This is a genomic window from Streptomyces sp. NBC_01016 (assembly GCF_026341035.1).
GTDB lineage: Bacteria > Actinomycetota > Actinomycetes > Streptomycetales > Streptomycetaceae > Streptomyces.
The window spans coordinates 3,125,571-3,145,987 of sequence record NZ_JAPEOQ010000002.1 but is presented as its reverse complement, the minus strand read 5'-3'; the positions used below and the strand labels follow the sequence as shown (position 1 = coordinate 3,145,987).

15 protein-coding genes are annotated in these 20,417 nt (G+C 70.8%); 6 read left to right on the top strand and 9 right to left on the bottom strand.

The window, feature by feature from the left end; translation table 11 throughout:
- The first annotated feature begins 99 nt into the window (after positions 1-99).
- Together OG746_RS41060 and OG746_RS41055 are read left to right on the top strand one after the other, a co-directional pair.
- Positions 100-1,467 (top strand): MFS transporter, encoded by a 1,368-nt coding sequence (locus OG746_RS41060; protein WP_266724044.1) that lies wholly within the window; start codon positions 100-102, stop codon positions 1,465-1,467.
- A gap of 88 nt (positions 1,468-1,555) precedes the next feature.
- Positions 1,556-2,554, top strand: coding sequence for a nuclear transport factor 2 family protein (locus OG746_RS41055; RefSeq protein ID WP_266724042.1), 999 nt, complete (start codon positions 1,556-1,558; stop codon positions 2,552-2,554).
- Between the two features lie 79 nt (positions 2,555-2,633).
- Here OG746_RS41055 and OG746_RS41050 read toward each other — a convergent pair whose 3' ends face one another.
- The 4 genes from OG746_RS41050 to OG746_RS41035 form a co-directional block, all read right to left on the bottom strand.
- Positions 2,634-3,071 carry a pyridoxamine 5'-phosphate oxidase family protein gene (locus OG746_RS41050; RefSeq protein ID WP_266724041.1) on the bottom strand — a complete coding sequence of 146 codons (438 nt, stop codon included), beginning with the start codon at positions 3,069-3,071 and terminating at the stop codon, positions 2,634-2,636.
- 101 nt (positions 3,072-3,172) lie between these two features.
- Positions 3,173-3,886, bottom strand: coding sequence for an SDR family NAD(P)-dependent oxidoreductase (locus OG746_RS41045; RefSeq protein WP_266724040.1), 714 nt, complete (start codon positions 3,884-3,886; stop codon positions 3,173-3,175).
- Positions 3,887-3,940: 54 nt separating this feature from the next.
- The gene (locus OG746_RS41040; RefSeq protein ID WP_266724039.1) at positions 3,941-4,963 is read right to left on the bottom strand and encodes a zinc-dependent alcohol dehydrogenase family protein; all 1,023 of its coding nucleotides are present in this window, start codon (positions 4,961-4,963) and stop codon (positions 3,941-3,943) included.
- Between the two features lie 84 nt (positions 4,964-5,047).
- The gene (locus OG746_RS41035; protein ID WP_266724037.1) at positions 5,048-6,292 is read right to left on the bottom strand and encodes an MFS transporter; all 1,245 of its coding nucleotides are present in this window, start codon (positions 6,290-6,292) and stop codon (positions 5,048-5,050) included.
- 161 nt (positions 6,293-6,453) lie between these two features.
- Here OG746_RS41035 and OG746_RS41030 point away from each other — a divergent pair, with 161 nt between their 5' ends.
- Together OG746_RS41030 and OG746_RS41025 are read left to right on the top strand one after the other, a co-directional pair.
- Complete coding sequence (locus OG746_RS41030) at positions 6,454-7,353, top strand: helix-turn-helix transcriptional regulator (protein WP_266724035.1); 900 nt, start codon at positions 6,454-6,456, stop codon at positions 7,351-7,353.
- A 155-nt stretch (positions 7,354-7,508) separates the two neighbouring features.
- The gene (locus OG746_RS41025; protein ID WP_266724034.1) at positions 7,509-8,423 is read left to right on the top strand and encodes an endonuclease/exonuclease/phosphatase family protein; all 915 of its coding nucleotides are present in this window, start codon (positions 7,509-7,511) and stop codon (positions 8,421-8,423) included.
- Between the two features lie 70 nt (positions 8,424-8,493).
- Here the strand turns inward: OG746_RS41025 and OG746_RS41020 are convergent, their stop codons facing one another.
- The 4 genes from OG746_RS41020 to OG746_RS41005 form a co-directional block, all read right to left on the bottom strand.
- A complete protein-coding gene (locus OG746_RS41020) occupies positions 8,494-9,699 on the bottom strand; it encodes an alkyl sulfatase dimerization domain-containing protein (RefSeq protein ID WP_266724033.1) in 1,206 nt (401 codons plus the stop codon).
- Between the two features lie 66 nt (positions 9,700-9,765).
- Positions 9,766-11,010: an MFS transporter gene (locus OG746_RS41015; protein ID WP_266724032.1), complete on the bottom strand. Its 1,245-nt coding sequence runs from the start codon at positions 11,008-11,010 to the stop codon at positions 9,766-9,768.
- 153 nt (positions 11,011-11,163) lie between these two features.
- On the bottom strand, positions 11,164-12,486 hold the full coding sequence (locus OG746_RS41010; RefSeq protein WP_266724030.1) for an alkyl sulfatase dimerization domain-containing protein: 1,323 nt from the start codon (positions 12,484-12,486) through the stop codon (positions 11,164-11,166).
- A complete protein-coding gene (locus OG746_RS41005; protein WP_266724029.1) occupies positions 12,483-14,528 on the bottom strand; it encodes an acetate--CoA ligase family protein in 2,046 nt (681 codons plus the stop codon). The genes OG746_RS41010 and OG746_RS41005 overlap by 4 nt, the downstream gene beginning before the upstream one ends.
- A 111-nt stretch (positions 14,529-14,639) precedes the next feature.
- On the opposite strand from OG746_RS41005, the gene OG746_RS41000 reads away from it, so the two are divergent.
- Positions 14,640-15,866 (top strand): PucR family transcriptional regulator, encoded by a 1,227-nt coding sequence (locus OG746_RS41000; protein ID WP_266724028.1) that lies wholly within the window; start codon positions 14,640-14,642, stop codon positions 15,864-15,866.
- A gap of 238 nt (positions 15,867-16,104) precedes the next feature.
- Positions 16,105-18,792, top strand: a complete 2,688-nt coding sequence (locus OG746_RS40995) for a glycoside hydrolase family 84 protein (protein ID WP_266724026.1) — start codon at positions 16,105-16,107, stop codon at positions 18,790-18,792.
- Between the two features lie 81 nt (positions 18,793-18,873).
- Here OG746_RS40995 and OG746_RS40990 read toward each other — a convergent pair whose 3' ends face one another.
- A complete protein-coding gene (locus OG746_RS40990) occupies positions 18,874-19,833 on the bottom strand; it encodes an ABC transporter substrate-binding protein (protein ID WP_266724025.1) in 960 nt (319 codons plus the stop codon).
- Positions 19,834-20,417 lie beyond the last annotated feature (584 nt).

Sequence of the window (20,417 nt, the reverse complement as noted above, 5' to 3'; positions counted from 1 at the left end):
CTTAACGTTCAACCCTAGTTCATACGTATGCATACACCCGCACGTATGCACACCTCCCCCTCATTCGCACCCCTCATCCGCCGCGCGATCGGAGCAGCCATGTCCTCTGCAGCGCCACCTCGCACAACCCCAGCGACCGCCCCCGACGAAGCGGAGAAGCGGAGCGCGATTCGCCGGGCCATCGGCGCGGGCAGCGTCGGCAACTTCGTCGAGCAGTTCGACTACGGCCTGTACGGCTACATGGCGCCGATCATGGCCCCGGCGTTCTTCCCCGAGAGCGACAAGACCGTGGCGGTGCTCGGCACGTACGCGATCATCGCGATCGCGTGCCTGGTCCGCCCCCTCGGCGGGACCCTCCTCGGCCGCTGGGGCGACCGGGTGGGCCGCAGGAAGACGCTGCTGTGGACCCTGGTGGCCATGGGCGCGTCCACCGCCCTCGTCGCGGTCCTGCCCACGTACCACCAGGTCGGCATCCTGGCGCCGCTCCTGCTCCTGGCGCTCCGCGTGGTCCAGGGCGTCGTCTCCGGCGGCGAGTACGTCGGCGCGGTGGCATTCATCGTCGAGTGGGCCGAGCCCAACCGGCGCGCCTACTACACCTCGTACGCCTCCAACAGCTGCTTCGTCGGCACGCTCGCCGGTGCCGGTGTCGCCGCGCTGACCAGCTGGGTGTTCGAGGGTCCCGAGCTCGACTCGTGGGGCTGGCGCATCCCGTTCCTGCTGGCGATCCCGCTCAGCCTGATCGGCCTGTGGATGCGCAGCCGCATCTCGGAGAGCCCGGAGTTCGTGCGGGCCACCGAGGACGGCACCAACGTCGTCAAGTCGCCGGTGCTCGAGGCCCTTCGCTCGCAGTGGCGTCCCATCCTGGTCTACTGCGGCATCTCCATCATGTGCGCGATCCTGTCCTACACGTGGGTCACGTTCTATCCGCAGTACCTGACGAACACGCTCGGACTGCCCCGCTGGATGGGCCTGGCATCCAACGCCATCTCGATCGCCGTCCTCATCCCGCTGCTGCCGCTGGCCGGCAAGCTCTCGGACCGCATCGGACGCAAGCCGATGCTCATCACGGGCGCCATCGCCTGCATCGTCCTCGTCCCGCTCGCGTTCTGGGTGGGAGACCACGGGACCTTCGGCGCCGCCGTCGCCAGCCAACTCATCTATCTGGTACCGGAGTTCTTCCTCACCGGCATCATCACGGTCTGCGCGGCCGAACTCTTCTCGACCCGCACCCGGTTCAGCGCGAGCGCCATCGCGTACAACAGCTCGTTCTCCATCTTCATGGGCATCACCCCGTTCGTGGCGACGCTGCTGGTCGACACCTTCGACACGATCTACGCGGTGTGGGCCTACCTGGGCGTCGGCGCCGTCCTGGCACTCGTCGTCGTGACCGGCTTCATGACGGAGACGTACCGGAGCCAGCTGGGCGCGGACAAGTTCCCGCGCCAGGAGACACCACAGCCGGCCTGATCCCGCGTGCCCTGACCCCTTGCCCGACACACCACACATCAGTCACGCTACATACGCATTCACTCAGCACTGGAACGGAAGAACCACCATGGCCCTTGACCCCGTCGCGTACGAGCCCTACAACGACCCCGACGAGTTCATCCGCGAGGTGACCGACCGCATCTGGGTCCAGCGCGACATCGAACACATCGTCGCCAACTACGAGCCCGACTCGATCGTTCACGCCAGCCTCGGCACGGTCGTCGGCCGCGATGGTGTCATCGAAGGCAGCACGATGCGGATGGCCGCCGTGCCGGGCCACATCGGCCAGGCCGAGGACGTGGTGTGGGAGGCGCGCGGCGACGACGCGTTCCTCAGCTCGCACCTGGTCTTCTCCGCCGACGAGCACCTCGTGGACGGCCGCAACATCCGCGTCCGCAAGCGCACGGTCGCCAACTGCCTCTACCGGCGCGGCCGCATGGTCGAGGAGTGGGTCGTGCGCGACGACCTCGCGGACTGCCTGCAGCTCGGCATCGATCCGGACGAGGCCGCGCGCGGCATCCAGTTCCAGGGCTACACCGGGTCGATGACGGAGGAGCCGCCCAAGGACGTGCTCCTGGAAGGTGTCAGCGGTCCGCGCCCCGACGACTTCCGTCCCGAGTGCGAGATGGTCCTGGACTTCATCGAGCAGGTCTGGTCGCAGCGCCGGCTCAACAAGGTCAACGACTTCATGGCGCGCGACCTCTTCCTGCACACCATCGGCGACCGCACCGTCATCCGCCCGGAGCGCTACCAGGCCGATCTGCTGGAGATGGTGGGCCCCTTCCCCGACGCGCGCTTCGCCGTACGGGACGTCCAGACCCACTACGCGGAGCGCTACGCGGGTCTGCGCGTCGCCGTGACCTGGACCATGCACGGAACGTACAAGGGCATCCCGGCCTTCGGCCCGCTCACCGGCAAGCCGGTCACGGTGCTCGGTGTCTCCCAGTTCCTGATCCAGGACGGCCGCATCGTGAAGGAGGTCCGCGTGTACGACGAGATCGCGCTGCGCGCGCAGATCAACGCGGGCCGTGAGGACGGCGCGGACGTGGCGGCGAACATCTACTGATGTCTCCACCTGGCGAGGGTGGTCGGGACGGTGCGGCGCTGCGTCCCGACCATCTCAGCCGCCCTTCGCTGGAGTGCCGTCAGGACGGCGCGGCGACGTAACTGAGGTCCTTGGCCGTGAGCGAGACGGGCTTCAACCTCAGCCACGTCGTGCCGCGTTCGCTCGGCTCGTCGTAGAGATAGTCCACGAACCTCTCGTCCCACAGCGCCTCGTCCGCTCCCAGATAGCGGACCAGTTTGCGGCGCCCCCGCGGCACGTCGAACGGCACGAGCTCGGCCCGGCCCCTGGCGATCACCTGCTGAACCCGCCCTGTCGCGACGTCGCATTCGTCCACGACGAGCGCGACGTGGGGGTCGTCCTTCACCCGGTCGAAGAGTCGGGCCCACGGCCCCGTCAGCACCCAGAACGCGTCGTCCTCCCACAGGAACCAGACCGGGCGGACGGTGGGGCCGTTGGTGGCGAGGCGTGCGGTGAGCGGCTGTCGCAGGAACGTGTCCACATCGAAGTCACGAGACATCACATCGCCCACCCTGTGGTGTCACGACCCTCCTGTCGACCGACCTCCGACCTGCGACTTCCGTCCTAGGACGGGGTGCGCGAGCCGCACTCGGTCGAGACTCAGTCGAGCGCCACCCCGGTCAGGTCCCGCAGCGCCCGCAGGAGGCGTTCCTGGAACCGCGGGTCCCGCGCCGCTGGGTGCGGGTCCTCGGTGTGCCGGTGGTACCAGTAGCCGCCGGTGGGCGGGGTGACGCCGGTGTGGGTGCCCAGCCATGTCTGGGTGCGGTGACCGGCCGTCAGGTCGTCGGTGGCCGCCGGGCCGCCCATGCGGGTGGGGACCCAGCCCGGGTCGACGGCATGCGCGGCCGTCCCTTCCCAGCGGGTCGCGAGGGCCACGGTCAGCGCGGTCACCCACAGCTTGGTGTCGCTGTACGTGGCCGTGCCGTCGGTCAGCCGCGTGAGGTCGGTGGAACCGTCCCGGTGCATGGAGCTGCTCAGGTAGACGAGCGCGGACGGCTTGTCCATCAGGGCGGTCAGTACGTACGGCGCGACCGTGTTGACCGTGGCCGACTCGGGGGCGTGCATGGTGCCCGCGTTGTGGATGACCGCGTCGAATCGGCCGAACTCCGCGGCCTGCCGGGCGACTTCGGGGATCTCGCCGGTCTCGGCCAGGTCCCCGGTGACCACGCCCGCCCAACGGCCCGCCCCGGACGGCGAGGCGACGCGCGCCGGGGTCCGGGCGTGCACGACCACGTCGTGCCCGTCCCCGGCCAGCTCGTCCGCCGTCGCGTGTCCGAGGCCGGTGGAGGCTCCCGTCACCAGGATCAGGGACATGTGCGTGTACTCCGTCCGTTGGTGGTCACAGCGTTCCGTAGGGGGTCACAGCGTTCACAGCGTAAGCAGGACCTTCGTGGCCCGTCGCTCGTCCATCGCCTTGTAGCCCTCGGGGGCCTGCTCCAGCGGCAGCGTGAGGTCGAAGACCTTGCCGGGGTCGATCTTCCGGTTCCAGATCAGCTGGATCAGTTCGGGAAGGAAACGGCGTACGGGAGCGGGTCCGCCGAGGGTGTGGATGCCGGCGAAGAAGAGCTCGATGCCGGGGATCCGGACGTCGTGGTTGACGCCGACGTATCCCAGGTGGCCGCCGCCGCGGGTGGCGCCCACGGCCTGCATGAAGGACTCCTGCGTGCCGACCGCCTCGACGACGGAGTGCGCGCCGAGGCCGTCGGTGAGTTCCTTGATCTTCGCTACGCCCTCGTCGCCCCGTTCCTCCACGATGTCGGTCGCACCGTAGTAGCGGGCCAGCTTCTGCCGCTCCGGGTGGCGGGACATCGCGATGATCCGCTCGGCGCCCAGTTGTCCGGCGGCGAGGACGGCCATGAGCCCGACCGCGCCGTCGCCGACGACCGCGACGGTCTTGCCGGGTCCCGCCTCCGCTGCGACGGCCGCGAACCAGCCGGTTCCCAGCACGTCGGAGGCTGCCAGCAGGGCAGGGATCAGTTCCGGGGCGGGTTGGCCCGGGGTGGCGACGAGAGTGCCGTCGGCCAGCGGGATGCGGGCCTTCTCGGCCTGCGTGCCGATCCCGCCGTGCACGAACTCGGCGTGCACGCACTTGGACTGGAACCCGGCGCGGCAGATCTCGCAGGTGTTGTCGGAGATGACGAACGAGCCGACGACGAAGTCCCCGGGCCCGACGGTCTCGACCGCGTCACCGACCTCCTCGACCACACCCACGTACTCGTGCCCCATGAGCGTGTGGTCGACGGGCTCGATCCCGCGGTACGGCCACAGGTCCGAGCCGCAGATACAGGTCGCGGTCAGCTTCACGATCGCGTCGGTGGGCTCGAGGATCTTCGGGTCCTCGCGGTCCTCCACTCGGACGTCGCCGGCGTTGTGCATCACTACTCCACGCATGGTGGGTCTCCTCGTTCCGTGTTCGGTGTGTTCGGTGTGGTGGGCCCCAGGGGACGCGGTGTCCGTCCGGCCCGGAGCCGCTGACTAGGCACGCGTCTGCGCTGGGCGGCGATGGCTCCTGAGACCCATGATGATCGCGGGGATCAGGGTCAGCGCGGCGACGGCCGTGCCGACGACGGCGGGGCCGGTCGTGCCGAGCGGGCCGGTCAGCGAGAGCCCGGCCGCCCAGGATCCGACGGCCGTGCCGAGGTTGAAGGCCGCGACGGTCAGGCCGGAGGCCAGCGCCGGGGCCCGGTCGGCGTAGCGGACCGCGAGGGCGATCAGGACCGGGTTGGCGCCGAGGCCGAAGAAGCCCAGCAGGGCGACCAGCACGACCGTCGCCGGGGCCGAGCCGGCCAGCAGGCAGATCGCCAGCAGCAGGAGTGTCGCCCCGGCCGGGGCGACGATGGTCACCACGTGGGGGCGGCGGTCGCCCAGGCGTCCGCCGACGAGCGACCCGGCGAGGGCGCCGAGGCCGAAGCCGACCAGGACCAGCGGCACGTACCCGGAGGCGAGGCCGGACCGGCCGGTCAGCAGCGGCGCGATGTACGAGTACGCGGCCAGGACACCGCCGGTCGTGGTGGCGCAGGCCGCCAGTACCAGCCAGAGCCGTCCGGAGCGCAGCGCCGACAGCTCGGAGCGGACCGATCCGCCGTGCCGGTCCGGGCCGTCGTGCGGGACGGTGCGGGCGATCAGGACGACGGCCGCGGCGGCGAGCGCCGCGAGGGCCCAGAACGGGCCGCGCCAGCCCATGGCCTGTCCGGCGAACGCGCCCAGCGGCACTCCGACGACGTTGGCGAGCATCGCCCCGGCCCCGACGAGGCCCAGGGCGCGGGCGCTCGCGGCCGGTCCCGCGGCGTTCGCGGCGGCCACGTTGGCCACGGCCCAGAACGCGCCCGTGGCGATCGCGGTCAGGAACCGGGCCGCGAGCAGCAGCGGGAAGCTGGAGCCGAGGGCGACGACGACGTGGCCCACGGCGAAGACCCCCAGGGCCAGCATCAAGGTCAACCGCTTGGGCAGCCGCAGCGTGAGCATCGCCATCAGCGGCGCGCCCACGATCATCCCGACGGCGAAGACGGTGATCAGGAGTCCCGTCCGCGCCACGCCGACCTGCAGGTCTCCCGCGATCTCGGGCAGCAGCCCGGCGACCACGAATTCGGTGGTGCCCATCAGGAACGTGCCCATCGCCAGCACGTACACGACGAGCGGGAGGCGGGCCGACGGCGCCGACCGGGTCTGGGCTGTCCGGCCGTCCGTGGGGGCGTGGAGGGTTCCTCCTCGCGTACTCATGCATCAACTCCGTGGGGTGACTCCGTGCAGCGCCTGTTCGCGGCGCCTCTGTGCCGTGCTGGTTCCACGAAACCGGTGTTTCCGCAGGTGGGGAAGGTCGCGTTTATAGGGGGTACAAGCTCGACCTCCCTCGGCGGCCGCCCATGGCTACCGTGGAACGCATGGACGAGCGAAGCGACCACCGCGGCGAGATCAGGGACTTTCTCGCCAGTCGACGCGCCAGGATCACCCCGGAGCAGGCCGGGCTGCCCACCAGCGCCCGGCGGCGCGTGCCCGGGCTGCGGCGCGAGGAGGTCGCCGTGCTGGCGGGTGTCAGCACCGAGTGGTACACGCGGCTGGAGAAGGGCCACATCGGCGGCGTGTCCGAGGACGTGCTCGCCGCGGTCGCGCAGGCCCTGCAACTGGACGAGGACGAGCGCACCTATCTGTTCGACCTGGCCCGCGCCGCCAGGCCCGCCCGCCGGGCGCCGTCCCGCCGCCGAGATGTCGCCGTGCCGCCGCGCGTCCAGTGGATGCTCGACTCGATGACCATGTCCTCGGCCTTCGTACGCAACGGCCGCCAGGACGTCATCGCCCACAACGCGCTGGCCCACGCCCTGCACACACCGATGTTCGCCAGCCCCACCACCGACAAGCAGGGCCGCCCCAACATCGCCCGCTACATCTTCCTCGACCCCGGATCGCAGGACTTCTTCGTCGACTGGGACGCCGCCACCGTCGCGACCACCGCCCTGCTGCGCGCCGAGGCCGGCCGCGAGCCCCACGACCGGGCGCTGCGCGAACTCATCGGTGAACTGTCCACGCTGAGCCCCGAGTTCCGCTCCCAGTGGGCCGCCCACGACGTCCGCATCCGCCACGAAGGCATCAAACGGCTGCGCCACCCCGACGTCGGTGACCTGGAACTCTCCTACCTCTCCCTGGATCTGCCGATGGCGAGCCGCGCGGTGCACGACCTGACGCTCTACTCGGCCGAACCCGGCACCACCTCCGAAGAGCGCCTCAAGCTCCTCTCCAGCCTCGCGGCCACCCGCTCCCACGAGGCCGCCCCGCCCCGCGCATAGTTCCCCGTCCCCCGCTTCACGCCAACAGCCCCTGGGCACTTAGGAGTCAAGGGCCCACAGACGTCACATCCACCGCCGCCGAGCGTTCACCTCCGCCTCACCCGAGCCCGCCACCGTGGGTCCCCTGCCCAGACCTCGACGCACCAGGAGGACCCATGACCGAGCACCCCCGCCTCACGCGCCGCCACGGACTGCGTGCCGTACTCGCCGTGGCCTCGGCGCTTCCCGCCGCCGCGGCGGTGACCACCACCGTCGCGGCGCCCGCGGGCGCCGCGACGTCGGGCCGCGGAGGGCGTCTGCACGTCATGACGTTCAACCTCCGCTACGCCTCCGACACCTCGCCCCACTCCTGGGCCGACCGCCGCCCGGTGATGCGCGAACTGCTCCGCAAGGAGCGGCCGCACGTCATCGGCACCCAGGAGGGCCTGTACCACCAACTCCAGGATATTCACGCCGATTTGGGTGAGCACTATGCCTGGATCGGCACGGGCAGAGCGGGCGGCAGCCGGGACGAGTTCGGCACCGTCTTCTACGACACGCGACGCCTGCGCCCGGTCGAGTTCGACCACTTCTGGCTCTCCGACACCCCGGAGCTGATCGGCTCGAAGAGCTGGGGCAACTCGGTGATCCGGATGGCCACATGGGTGCGCTTCGCCGACCTCACCGAGGGCGGCAAGGAGTTCTACGTGCTGAACACCCACTTCGACCACCAGGTCCAGGTGTCCCGCGTGAAGTCGGCGGAGCTGATCGCCTCGCGGATCGCGGCGCTCGACAAGTCCCTGCCGCTGCTGATGACCGGCGACTTCAACGTGGCCGCGCACGGCAACCCGGTCTACGACCAGCTCCTCGCCACGGGCCTCAAGGACACCTGGGACGCGGCCGCCCAACGCAGCAAGCTCTACGCCACGTTCCACGGTTACAAGCCGCTCGTCCCTGACGGCGACCGCATCGACTGGATCCTCGCCACACCGGGCGTAACCGTGCACTCCGCGTCCATCAACACGTATGAGAAGAACGGCCAGTTCCCCAGTGACCATCTGCCGGTGCAGGTGAGGCTGACGCTCGGCTGAGTTGCAGCTCGCCGAGCGGGCGGTTCAGCCCGTCGCGCGGCGGCGGTTCAGCCCGTCATGCGACAGCCGTTCAGTCCGTCACACGGTAGAAGCTGCGGGACACGTAGCTGGTGGCCTCCTTCGCCCGTAGGGCGCACAGTTCGCTCTTGAGATCGCGCGCGGCCGCGAGTTCGGGGGCGTCCCCAGGGGCCAGGGCCAGGAGGTCGACGACGTGCAGGGCCTCCTGCACCTGGCCCGCGTCCCGCAGCCGGGCCACGTGGTCGAGCACCGCCTGCTTGTCCGTGATCGCCTCCGCGCGGGCAGCGGCGGCGACGGCGGGTCGCGAGGGGTGCAGGGTCGTCGGGTTCCCGTCCCACCAGCCGGTCTCGGAGCGCACGATGTCCCGGACGATGTACTCGCGGTGGCCGTACGCCTCCCGCATCCAGGGGACGTCGAACAGCTCGGCGGGGTAGTCGAGTTCGTGCACGATGTCGTCCGCGCACCTGCCCTCGTTGAGGCGGTCGACGACCGCGCGACGCAGCCAGCGCAGGGCAGCAGCGGTCGCGGTGAGTTGTTCGGCGCTGCCCTCGCGGATGACCGGGCCGAACTCCGGTATCACGGTGGCCGGTTCGAGCGCGGCGAGCCGGTCGAGGGTGTCGGCCCAGCGGACGGCGTCCCGCATGGTCCGCATCGGTGTGCCGATGTTCGGGATGCCGTTGATGACGGCGGCGCTGCCGTACAGGATCCGTTCCCGCGGCAGCCACACGGCGGTCACGTCGTCGGTCTCCGACGGGGCCCACAGCAGCCGGACGGTGCGGCCGGTGCTGCCCAGCGTGAGGGACTCGCCGTACGTCTCGTCGGGGAAGGTCAGTGGCGGCACGGCCGGGAAGGCCTCGACCGGCTTGCGGAACTGGCGGGTGTTGATGTGGTTCTGAAGTCCGGCGGTCTCGAGGTAGCGGCGGTAGCGGCGCACGACGTTCTCGTGGGCGATGACCGTCGGGCGCGGCTCCCCGCGCTCGGCGGCGGCATCGAGGAAGCCTCGTACTCCGTAGTTGTAGCCGAGGTGGCCGTGGCTGTAGACGATCCAGCGCACAGGTTTGTCCGTGTGCTCGCGCAGCCGGTCAAGGGCCTCGGGGACGACGGCCGGGGCGGGTCCCGAGTCGATGACCAGCAGTCCCTGATCGGTCTCCACGGCAAGGCTGTTGCCCTGCAGGCCGATGGTGTAGACGCCGGGTGCGACGACGTGGACCTCTCGGGAGCCGAGCAGGGGATTGTCGTCGGGCTTCGTGGTGAGCACGGTCAACACTCCTTTGTGCGGGCGGGAGTTAGGACTTCTCGGGCTGGGACATCACGAGTTGCGGCATCACGGGTGAGTGCGGCCGAGGCGGCGGGCGTCGCGCTCGGGGTGTACGAAGATCACGGCGAGCAGACCGCCGATCAGCATGAGCACTCCGGCCCCGGTGAACGCCAGGTCGTACCCGGCGGCCGGGTCCGGTGCGGCCTCGATGACGAGTCCGGTCACGTACGGCGCGAGCAGGCCGGCCGTCGTGACGATTCCGACGGTGATCGACAGGACGGAGCCGCGCTGGCGAGCGGGGGTGATCTCGCTGGTGACGGTGACGCCGATGGCGAAGAGGATCCCGCCCAGGCTGAACGCGACGGTGAGCAGGGCGAGTTGGAGCCCGCCTTCGGGCGCGAGCGGGAACAGCACCATCGCGATGCCGGCGACGAGGATGCCGGTCCCGCCGAGCACGCCGCGGGCCATCCGGCTGGAGACGCCACGCCGCATCAGCCACTGCGTCAGCACGCCCTGCCCGAGGTTGAACACCGCCGTCGCGATCCAGGGCAGCACCACCAGCGTGCCGGTGGTGGACGCGCTGTAGCCGAGGACGGTCTCCAGGTACGGCGGCACCCATGCGATCAGCAGCGCCAACGCCCAGTAGGCGGCGAAGGCCCCCACGAAACCGCCCAGCCACGTGCCGCTGAGCAGGATGCGGCGGTACGGGATGCGAGGTTCCTCGGCCACGGCGGCCGGTGCCCCGCTCCCGTGCTGCGCCCCGGTGTCGGAGACGCCTCCCTCCTTACCAAAGACCGCCCACAGCAGCGCCCATGCCACACCGACCGCGAACAGTGACACGAACGCCCACCGCCAGCCGAACGCGGCGATCACCGCGACGAGCAGCGGGGACGCAAGTGCCACTCCGATTCCGGGGCCGACGTTGAGCAGCGCGGTGGGCAGGCTCCGCTTCTCGTTGGGGAACCACTTGTGCACGGCGTGCATGGCGACCGGGTTGGCAGGACCCTCGGCCGCGCCCAGGACCACACGGCTGGCGAGCAGCACGCCGAATCCGACGGGTGCGAGGACCGGCAGCATGGTCAGTGCCCACACCACTGCCATCGCCATGAGCAGCCACTTCGTGGGCACGCGGTCGGAGGCGAACCCGACGAGGATCGCCGAGAGGCTGAAGAGGAAGTAGAAGCCGCTCGAGAGCAGCCCGTACTCGCTGGGGCTGAGCCCCAGGTCATGCATGATCGGCTTCGCCGCCAGGCCGAGGACGGCCTTGTCGAGGAAGTTGATCAGCATGAAGGCCAGCAGCAGGAAGGTCACCAGCCAGGCGCGCCGGGGACTGCCGGCCCGCGCCTCATGCGCTCGCGGTGGTCCTGCGGGTGGTGTGTCGGTTCGTCCGGAAGCAGGTTGTGCGGAGTCGGTTCGTTCCGAAGCGGGTCGTACGGAGGGGACGTCCACGTCAACTCTCCTTCGTCAAATGGCCCACCGGGTACGGCCCGCGGTCCGCGCGCGCAGCTGGCTGTCGAGGTCGTCGCCCGCGAGGACGGCGCGGGACTCGGCGGCGGCCCAGGCGTAGACGCCCTTGGCCATCGTCGACGTGGCCGCCTTCTCCAGGGCGGCGAAGACCTCCGCGCGGGCCGCGTGTGCGTCCTTGTCGTCCGGCGCGGCGTCGGCGGCCAGCTGGGCGAAGTGGCCGGCCAGCCGGTGCTCGCCGCGGGCGAGGAGTTCGCGGGCGCGTTCGGCGAGCCGGTCCGCGCCGCCTGTCAGCTGGGCGATCTCGCGGGACAGCTCGCTGCGGCGGGCGGGCTTGAGGTGGGAGGGGTCGCCGTCGTACCAACCTCCGTACAGCCGCCAGAGGTTGCGGACGACGAACTCGGGCTCGTCGTAGGACGGCTTGAGGTACGGCTTGCGCAGCAGCTCGGCGGGCGCGGTGACGTCGTGGACGACCTCGTCCAGGGTGGCCCCGGCGTTCATGGCCGCCAGTGTCTGGTCGTGCAGGGCCTGCAGGAACTCGGCGGTGTCGCTGAGCGCGGTGCGGATGCGCTCGGCGCCGACGATCGGCACACCATGGCCGGGCAGCAGGATCTCGGCGCCCAGACCGGCCATCCATCGCAGGGCCTGCGCCCACTCCAGGGCGTACCGCTGGACCTTCTGCGGGTTGCCGGGGTTCGGCGACGACCAGATGAAGAAGTCGCCGCAGCACAAAATCCCGCGCTCGGGCAGCCACGCGATGGTGGCGTCGTCGGTCTCGCCGCGCGCGTGCCGCAGCCGTACGTCGAGGTCTCCTACGCGGAGATTGCTGCGGTCGGAGTAGGTGACGTCGGGGTGGCGGTAGTCGGTCGGCCAGCGGAAGTCGGGGCGCTGGAACTGGCGTTGGTTGATCACGCCGTTGTAGCCGGCGGTCGCGGCGTAGCGGCGGAAGCGCGGCGGGGTGTTCTCGTGCGCGAGGACCAGGGGGCGGGGCGCGCCGCGCTCGGCGGCCTCGGCGTCGAAGGGGGCCACGCCGAAGACGTGGTCGATGTGGCCGTGGGAGTACACGGCGGTGTGCAGCGGCGCGTCCGTACGGGCCCGGACCGCGGCGTGCAGATCGCCGGCCGTGCGCTTCTCCCCGGTGTCGTAGCAGAACAGGCCGTCGGAGGTGGGGAACAGGTAGACGTTGCCGAAGGCCGGCCACATCCACACCCCGTCCGCGACCTCGCGCAGTCCTTCGCGGCGCAGTTCGCCGGAGTGGTAGACCTTCGTGCTTGCCTCGCCGCGCCATACACGGTCGGCGTATTCGAGCAGGTCGTCGGTCACTTGCGGGCTCCTTCTTCCTCGTGGTGTGTGATCAGCGCGTCGACGGCGATCAGCCGGTCGCCGACGACGCACAGCGGGTTGATGTCGACCTCTTCGATGCCGGGGTGCTCGTCCAGCAGCCGGGTCAGGGAGGTGACGGCCCGCACGGTCGCCTCCGCGGGTGCGTCGAGTACGAAGGCGGCCCAGTCCGCGAGTTCGCGGATCTGGTCGTCGGTGGCCGGCAGCAGCAGGCCGCGCCGTGGTGCTGCGGGGTCCTCGGCCCGGTCGCCGCCGGCACCGAGCAGCAGGGCGGTGCCGTAGACGGAGTCGTGGGTCGCGCCGAGTGCCAGCTCGGCGGTGTGTTCCAGGAGCGGCTGAGACACCAGGCGACGGCCCGGGTCGGTGGACGCCGTCTCCAGTAGGTGGGCCAACTCGGCTGCCTTCTCCGCCAGTTGTCCCTCCTCGACTCCGACCCGTACGAGGCCGTGCCGCGCGCGGTGCGGTACGTCGGCGGCGTCGCCCTTGAGGACATAGGGGCCCTGCCATCCGGAGCGTCGGACCTCGGCGACGAGCCCGTCCGCGCTCGCGGCGGACACGGTCGGGACATGCGCGATGCCCGCGGCCTCGGTCAGCGGCGCGGATCGGAGCTCGGACCACGCCCACCGCGTCGCGGCGGGCCGCTCCTGCCGCAAGGCCTTGGCGGGCGCGGCCTCCGGGACCAGTACACGCAGCCGCCGCAGGAACGCACCCATGCTGCCAACCACCGTCTCCGGCATCCCCAGCTGTTCGAGTTCGCCGGACGGTGCGCACGCCCACACGAACCAGGCCGGTGTGCGCATCGACTTCGCCGCTCGCGCGAGACGGTGGTAGGCCTCCGGGAACAGGTCGCCGAACGTCAAGTACAGGACGACGCCGTCGAGTTCGGGGTCCTCGTCGAGTACGCCCAGGAGGTCCTCGACGCGGTCCATCCAGCGGAACAGGTTGCCGCCGAGGTCGACCGGGTTAGCGTCGGTGGCCTCCACGCCGCCGATCGCGGCCAGCCGGCTTCGGGTCTCGGCCGACAGTGGGGGGATGCGGACGCCCATCGCTGTCAGGTTGTCGGCGAGTACGCCGCCCGCGCCACCGGACATGGTGAGGACCGCGAGCCGTGGCGCGGGCGGGAGTCGGATGCCCCGGCGGGCGCACAGCACCGCGTCCACGAGCTGGTCGTCGTCGGTCACGAGCCGGATGCCCTCCTGCCGGCAAAGTGACGCGAGCAGCAGGTGGTCGCCGGCGACGGCGGCGGTGTGCGAGAGGGCGGCTCGGCGGCCCGCGGCGCTGCGGCCCACGGTCAGCGCGACGACGGTCTTCCCCGACTGCCGGGCGAGGCGCCCCAGTTCCCGCAGCCCAGCCGCGTCGCGGACCCCCTCCAGGTACAGGACCAGTACCTCGACGTCGGGCTGCGCGAGCAGGTGACCGCCGAGTTCACCGACGGACAGGCACGCCTCGTTGCCGACGCTGGCGTAGTAGGAGTACCCGAGGCCCGCCCGCTCCAGGAGGTCGGCGAGGACGAAGCCGACCGCGCCGCTCTGGGTGACGATCGCGACCGGGCCCGGTTCGCTGCGCTCGCGGTCCAGGAACACCGTCGTCGACACCTGCACTCCGGCCGGACGGCTCACCAGACCAAGGCAGTTGGGGCCGAGCACCGGCATGTCACCCGCCGCGGCACGCAGTTCGTCCTGGAGCTGCTCGTCGCCCTCCTCGGCGAAACCGGAGGCGTAGACGATCGCGGCGCCCGCACCTGCCTCGCGGGCTTCGCGCAGGAGCCCGGGCACGGTCGCCGCCGGAGTCGCGAGCACGACCAGGTCCGGGCCGTGCCCGATCTCGGCGAGCGCTCCCACGGTCCGGACGCCCGGCAGCGTCAGCTCTCCCCTGGTAACGGCGTAGACATCACCCTCGTATCCACCGGACAGCAGTCGCTTCACGGTGATGCGCCCCCATGACAGCTCCTGGGACGCCGATACACCCACCACGGCAATGGACTTCGGCCGGAACAGCGGCTCGCAACGCATGACTTCGGGCACCAACGGACAACTCCCTGTGGCTCGGACCACCGCGGACGGATCCCACTGTGCCGACGTCGACCACCGGGAGTAAGCGCTTGGTCACCAGGATTTCGGCTAGCCTCCTGTGACATGTCACAAGGGCTGTGGGACAGGCTGGAGCGGCGCATACCGGCGGTGGCCGACCGCATCATGCGCCGGTACGTGGACGGATCCCCGCACTACCAGGGCGTCGTGACGGAGCATCTGCACCGGCACATGGCGCACACCTGCCGCGAGGGATCCCGGCTCTACGTCCGCATGGCACGGGAACTGCGGGAGCCCCGCGACGAGGAGCTGCGGCTGTTCCGCGAGCGCGCCCACGCGCGGGGCGCGGAGGGGCTTCCCGCCGCACACTTCATGGAGGCCTACCACCTGTGCGCCGAGGAGATCTGGCACGAGCTGACGCAGGTCGCCGACGGTGAACTGCCGCCGCAGGCGGGCGCGGTGCTGCTGCGCTGGCTGCGCCATGTGACGCGCGAGGCGCTCGACGCGCACCAGCAGGAGTTCCAGGCCTCCCGCAGCGAGGAGCGTGAGGCCCGGCGGGCGACGGTGCGTGCTCTGGTGGCGGGCGAGCGGGCCACCGAGTCGGCCACGCGTTTCGGCATCCGGCTCGCCGACTCCTACACGGTGCTCGCGCTGCGGTTCGTCGCGGACCCCTCGGAGTCCATCGGGGACGCGCTCGGGCGCCGCCTCGCCGGCCGCCGCAAGGTGCACCGGCTCACCGACGAACTGCTCCGCGCCTTCAGCGAGGACGCCGGCGCCGCGGACCTCCTGGCCGCCCTCGACCCGGACGGCGGGCTCGTCCTCGTCCCCTCGGATCCCGACCGCTCGGATCAGGGCGGCTCGGACCAGGGTCCGGAGACGGCACGCGCCGCGCTGCAACGGGTCCGGCAGGCCACGGGTATCGACATGACCGCCGGCTTCGCGCACGCCGGCGACCACGCCGGGATCCCGTCCGCTGCCGCGCAGGCCCGCCGGCTGCTCCCCCTTGCGGTGGCCCCCGGCGAGGTGGCCGTGCTCGGCGACCATCTGTTCGCCTACCACCTCCGTCACGAGAGCGAGGCGGCCCCGCACCTGCGCTCCCTCGTGGAGCGGCTGCGCACCGAGCCGGACCTGCTGACGACGGTCGGCGCCTACTTCGCGAACGACTTCAACCGGCGGCAGACCGCGCAGCAGCTCCACGTCCACCCGAACACGATCGACAACCGCCTCTCCCGCGTCGACGCGCTCACCGGGGTCAACCCGCGTACAGCCCAAGGGCTTTTGGTACTCGGCGCCGCGATGGGAGTCGGCGGAGCCGAGCACCGCGATGCGTGAAACTGCTCGAACTCCCGCTACTTCACGCAACATTGACACTGCATCACCAAGGTGGTCTAGTCCGCTAGAGCATGTTGCATGTGCCCACCGTGGAGGTTCACTCATGTTCCGCACGAAGCACAGATCGCACGTATTGCACAGGCCGCACAGGTCGCACAGGACTGACGGATCCCGCAGAACTGACGGATCCCGCAGGACTGACAGATCCCGCAGGACGCCGCTCATCGCCGTCCTCGCCGTGGCGGCCCTGGCCGCCGCTCCCCTGACATTCGGCTCGGGCCCGGCCGCCGCCGGATCGGGGCCCGGGTCCGGAGCCGGGTCCGATGACGGCGCGCCCGCCATCACCCCGGCCCCGCACAGCGAGCGGCAACGCTCCGACCGGGTCATCATCACCCCCGCCGTCACGGTCGTCACCGGCGCGAAGTCCGACCCGGCCGCCGTGCAACTGACCACCGCCGTACTGAAGGCGGCCGGCGCGCGGGATGTCACCACCACGCGGAAGGCTCCCGCGGGCTCCGGTTCGCTGACGGTCTACGTCGGTGGCCCCTCCGAGAACCCGGCCTCCGCGGGCGCACTCGACGCCCTGCGCACCGACGGTCCGGCCGGGCTCGCCGCCGAGGGTTACGTCCTCGCCATGGGCGGCAAGGGCGCGGGCCGCATCGTGCTGTCCGGCGCCGATCCGACCGGCACGTACTACGCGGCGCAGTCGCTGCGCCAGGTACTGCCGCACCGCAAGGCTCCCGGCGCCACCGTGCGCGGACTGGCCGTGCGCGACTGGCCGGCGACGCCGGTGCGCGGTGTCATCGAGGGCTTCTACGGCACCCCGTGGTCGCACGAGGCGCGCCTGGACCAGCTCGACTACTACGGCGAGCACAAGATGAACATCTACGTGTACTCGCCGAAGGACGACCCGTATCTGCGCGCCAAGTGGCGCGACCCGTACCCGCCCGAACAGCTCGGCCAGATCGCGGAGTTGGTGGACCGGGCGCGCGCGAAGCACGTCGAGTTCACCTATGCCCTCTCCCCCGGTCTGAGCGTCTGTTACAGCTCCGACGACGACCTCAAGGCCCTCACCGACAAGTTCCAGACGCTGTGGGACATCGGGGTACGGCAGTTCGCGGTGCCGCTGGACGACATCAGCTACACCGACTGGAACTGCGACGCGGACAAGGCGAAGTGGGGCACCGGCGGAGGCGCTGCCGGTCAGGCGCAGGCGTATCTGCTCAACCGGGTCAACCAGCAGTTCATCAAGACCCATGACGGCGCCCTGCCGCTGCAGATGGTGCCGACGGAGTACTACAACACCACCTCCACGCCGTACAAGACGGCGATCGCCGGGCAGCTCGACAAGGATGTGCTCGTCGAGTGGACGGGCGAGGGTGTCGTGGCGCCGACGATGACGGTGGCTCAGGCGAAGCGGGCCAAGGCGGTGTTCGGGCACGAGATCCTGACGTGGGACAACTACCCCGTCAACGACTTCGCCACCGGGCGGCTGTTCCTCGGCCCGTTCAGCGGACGCGAGAAGGGGCTTGCCGAGGAGCTGGCCGGGATCACCGCCAACCCGATGATCCAGCCGTACGCCTCGAAGCTCGCCCTGCACACCGTCGCCGACTACACGTGGAACGACTCGGCGTACGACCCCGACGCCTCCTACCGTGCTGCCGTCGAGGAGACGGCCGGTGGGAACGCCAAGGTCGCGCGGGCGCTGCGGGCGTTCACTGACGTCAACCACAGCTCGCGGATGGACTCCGTGGAGGCGCCGGAGCTGTCGAAGCTGATGAAGGGGTACTGGGACGGTTCCGTCCCGGCGTCCCGGCTGACGGCGGCGTTCGCGGCGCTGCGGGACGCGCCGACGACGATTCGCGACGGCGTCGAGAAGGGCTTCGTCGAGGACTCCGGGCCGTGGCTGGACTCCGCTCAGGCGTGGGGCAGGGCCGGGGTCGCGGCGGTGCGGATGCTGGAGGAGCAGCGCGCCGGGCACACCGACGCGGCCTGGACACTCCGTCAGCAGCTGCCCGATCTGGTCACGAAGGCGAAGTCGTACCGGTACACCGACCTCAACCGCAACAAGGTGCCGGTGGTCGTCGGTGAGGGTGTGCTCGAACCGTTCTTCGCGAAGGTGCGGGACACGTCCAACAAGGGTCTCGGCCTGCCGCCGCAGCCGACCGGCACGACCGGGCTGCCGGTCTACAACGGCAACACGGCCGACCGGATGACCGACGGCGACGACTCCACGTACTTCTGGAGCAGCCGGGCGCCGAAGACGGGCGAGGGTGTCGGTGTCGACCTGGGCGGTGAGCAGCCGCTCGGTTCGGTGACGGTGGCCATGGGCAAGTCCGGGAGCACTGAGGACTATCTGCACAAGGGTGTCCTCGAGTACTCGTCGGACGGCACGACGTGGCACGCGCTGGGCGCGGAGTTCAGCGGGAAGGCGACGTGGACGGCGGACGCGCCGAGCGGCACGACCGCCCGGTACGTGCGCGCCCGCGCGAGCGCCGACCAGACGAACTGGCTGATCGTCCGCGAGTTCACGGTGGCACGTACGGACCGCCCGACGGTGAGCGGCGGCCCGGTCGCGGCGGAGGGCAGCAGCCTTGCCGCGGCGGCGGACGGCCTCCCCGAAAGCGCCTACCGCGCCGCCTCCGCCCCGGCCTCGGACGACGCCGTCACCGTGACGTACCCGGCGTCGCGCGCCGTGTCCTCGGTGACGGTGCTGCGCCCGGACGACGGGACGTCGTCGAAGGCACAGGTGCAGCTGCGCGTCAACGGCACATGGCAGGACCTCGGCCCGCTCGACGGCGCCGTCACCACCCTGCCCGCACCCGCAGGGACGAGCGCGGACGCGGTGCGGCTGGTGTGGGGTGACGGCTCGGCAGCTCCGGTGCTGAGCGAGGTGATCGCCAAGAGCGAAGAGACCGCCAAGTAGGCGCGGTGCCGTGAACTGCCCGGGTGCGGAGAGCCGTTGTCGGTTTTCCGCACCCGGGCGGGTGCGTCCCGCTCCCCGTTGTCAGGTGTGCTCGGGCGGGTTGATCCGTGATGTCTCGATCGCGGACTCGGACGTGCCCCACTTCTTGAGGATCCGCTCGTACGTCCCGTCCTTGATCAGCTCGTTGACGGCGGCCTGGAAGGCCTTGGTGAGCCGGGAGTCCTTCTTGAAGGCGAAGCCGACGTCGAGTCGGTGGAACTCGCCGAGGAAGGTGGTCCGGGAGGCGGACTTGCTCGCCTGGTGGCGCAGGCCGTTGATGGTCGACATGATCACGTCGATGCGGCCCTGCTGGAGCGCGGTGAGGGTGGCGCCGTTGTCGGAGAAGACCTGCACGTCGTACGGCTCCTTGCCGGCCTTGGTGCAGCGCGCCTTCTCCGCGTCGAGGGTCGCCTCGAACGTGGTGCCCGCGCCGACGCCGATGTTCCGGCCGCAGAGCTGCGCGAGGTCGGTGATCTTCTTGCCGAACGAGGTGTCACCCGTCTTGACCGCGAAGCCCTGGCCGTCGTTGATGTAGGTGACGAAGTCGATGGTCTTCAGGCGCTCGCCGGTGACACCGAAGTTGCCGGTGCCGAGGTCGTACTTGCCGCTCTCGAGGGCCGGGAGGATCGTCTCGAACGAGGCGTCCTGGCGCCGGAGTTGGATGCCGAGGACCTTGGCCGCGGCGTCGGCGAGGTCGATGTCCTGGCCCACGGCCTTCTTGCCGGTGCCGTTCGGGTAGTACGCGGCGGGCGGGCCTCCGGTCGAGCTGCCGATGCGCAACGTGCCCTTCTTGCGGACGTCGGCGGGGAGCAGCTTGGCGGCGGATTCCACCTTGCGGACGGCGGCGACCGGGTTGCCGCTCGGTGCGGCGGCCGCCTGCGCGCCCGCCCCGGCCGCGCCGTCGGTGTCGGTGTCTCCCGAGCCGCAGGCGGTCAGAGCGAGGAGCGGCAGCAGGAAGAGGGCGGCGAGCCGCGGTCGGGTTCTGGTCCCGGGCAGGTTCACGGGGCGGGAGCCTTTCAGGTGTGCGAACAGTGCCGAACAGTGCGCGGGGCACCGGAGGCACGTCGAATGACGGCCCGTCGGCAAGCGGAGCGACGGGACGGGGCAGGTGTGACGACGTCGAGCATCGTGAGGCACCACGGGAAGTCGTGAGCAGTCACGAGAAGTCATGAAGAGAGGACTCGCGGCAGCGCGCGCCAGAAAGGGAGAGCTCGGCCCGCGACGGGGTCACCGAGGGAGGGAAGGGCCGGTCAGAGGGCCCGCTGCCGCATCAGGCGCAACACGCCGCGGACCACACCCGACCGAAGTCGATGTGGTCACGCGAGACCAAGCGCTGGGCAGTCATGCGGACAATTGAGCAGTACATCGAGCTGTTCGTCAAGCCGCGCCCGGCCGGTGTCCGGATGCCGGATGTCCTCGACTCGGCTGCGTCCGGGCGCTGTTGACACATCGGCGTGGCGGGCACATACGATCGACGGTGGACCGGCCCCGCAGTACGCGGCGGCCGCTCCGGCCGCGTTGAGGGACGCGGCGCATGTGACGACGCGTTCTCACCCCTGCCCGCGATTCCCTCCCCCGGAGAGCCC

Bases quoted from the DNA above. Each gene is read 5' to 3' on its own strand.
- OG746_RS41050 (WP_266724041.1), bottom strand. From the start codon at position 3,071: ATGTCTCGTGACTTCGATGTGGACACGTTCCTGCGACAGCCGCTCACC.
- OG746_RS41040 (WP_266724039.1), bottom strand. From the start codon at position 4,963: ATGCGTGGAGTAGTGATGCACAACGCCGGCGACGTCCGAGTGGAGGAC.
- OG746_RS41055 (WP_266724042.1), top strand. From the start codon at position 1,556: ATGGCCCTTGACCCCGTCGCGTACGAGCCCTACAACGACCCCGACGAG.
- OG746_RS41025 (WP_266724034.1), top strand. From the start codon at position 7,509: ATGACCGAGCACCCCCGCCTCACGCGCCGCCACGGACTGCGTGCCGTA.
- OG746_RS41030 (WP_266724035.1), top strand. From the start codon at position 6,454: ATGGACGAGCGAAGCGACCACCGCGGCGAGATCAGGGACTTTCTCGCC.
- OG746_RS41060 (WP_266724044.1), top strand. From the start codon at position 100: ATGTCCTCTGCAGCGCCACCTCGCACAACCCCAGCGACCGCCCCCGAC.
- OG746_RS41045 (WP_266724040.1), bottom strand. From the start codon at position 3,886: ATGTCCCTGATCCTGGTGACGGGAGCCTCCACCGGCCTCGGACACGCG.
- OG746_RS41000 (WP_266724028.1), top strand. From the start codon at position 14,640: ATGTCACAAGGGCTGTGGGACAGGCTGGAGCGGCGCATACCGGCGGTG.
- OG746_RS41035 (WP_266724037.1), bottom strand. From the start codon at position 6,292: ATGAGTACGCGAGGAGGAACCCTCCACGCCCCCACGGACGGCCGGACA.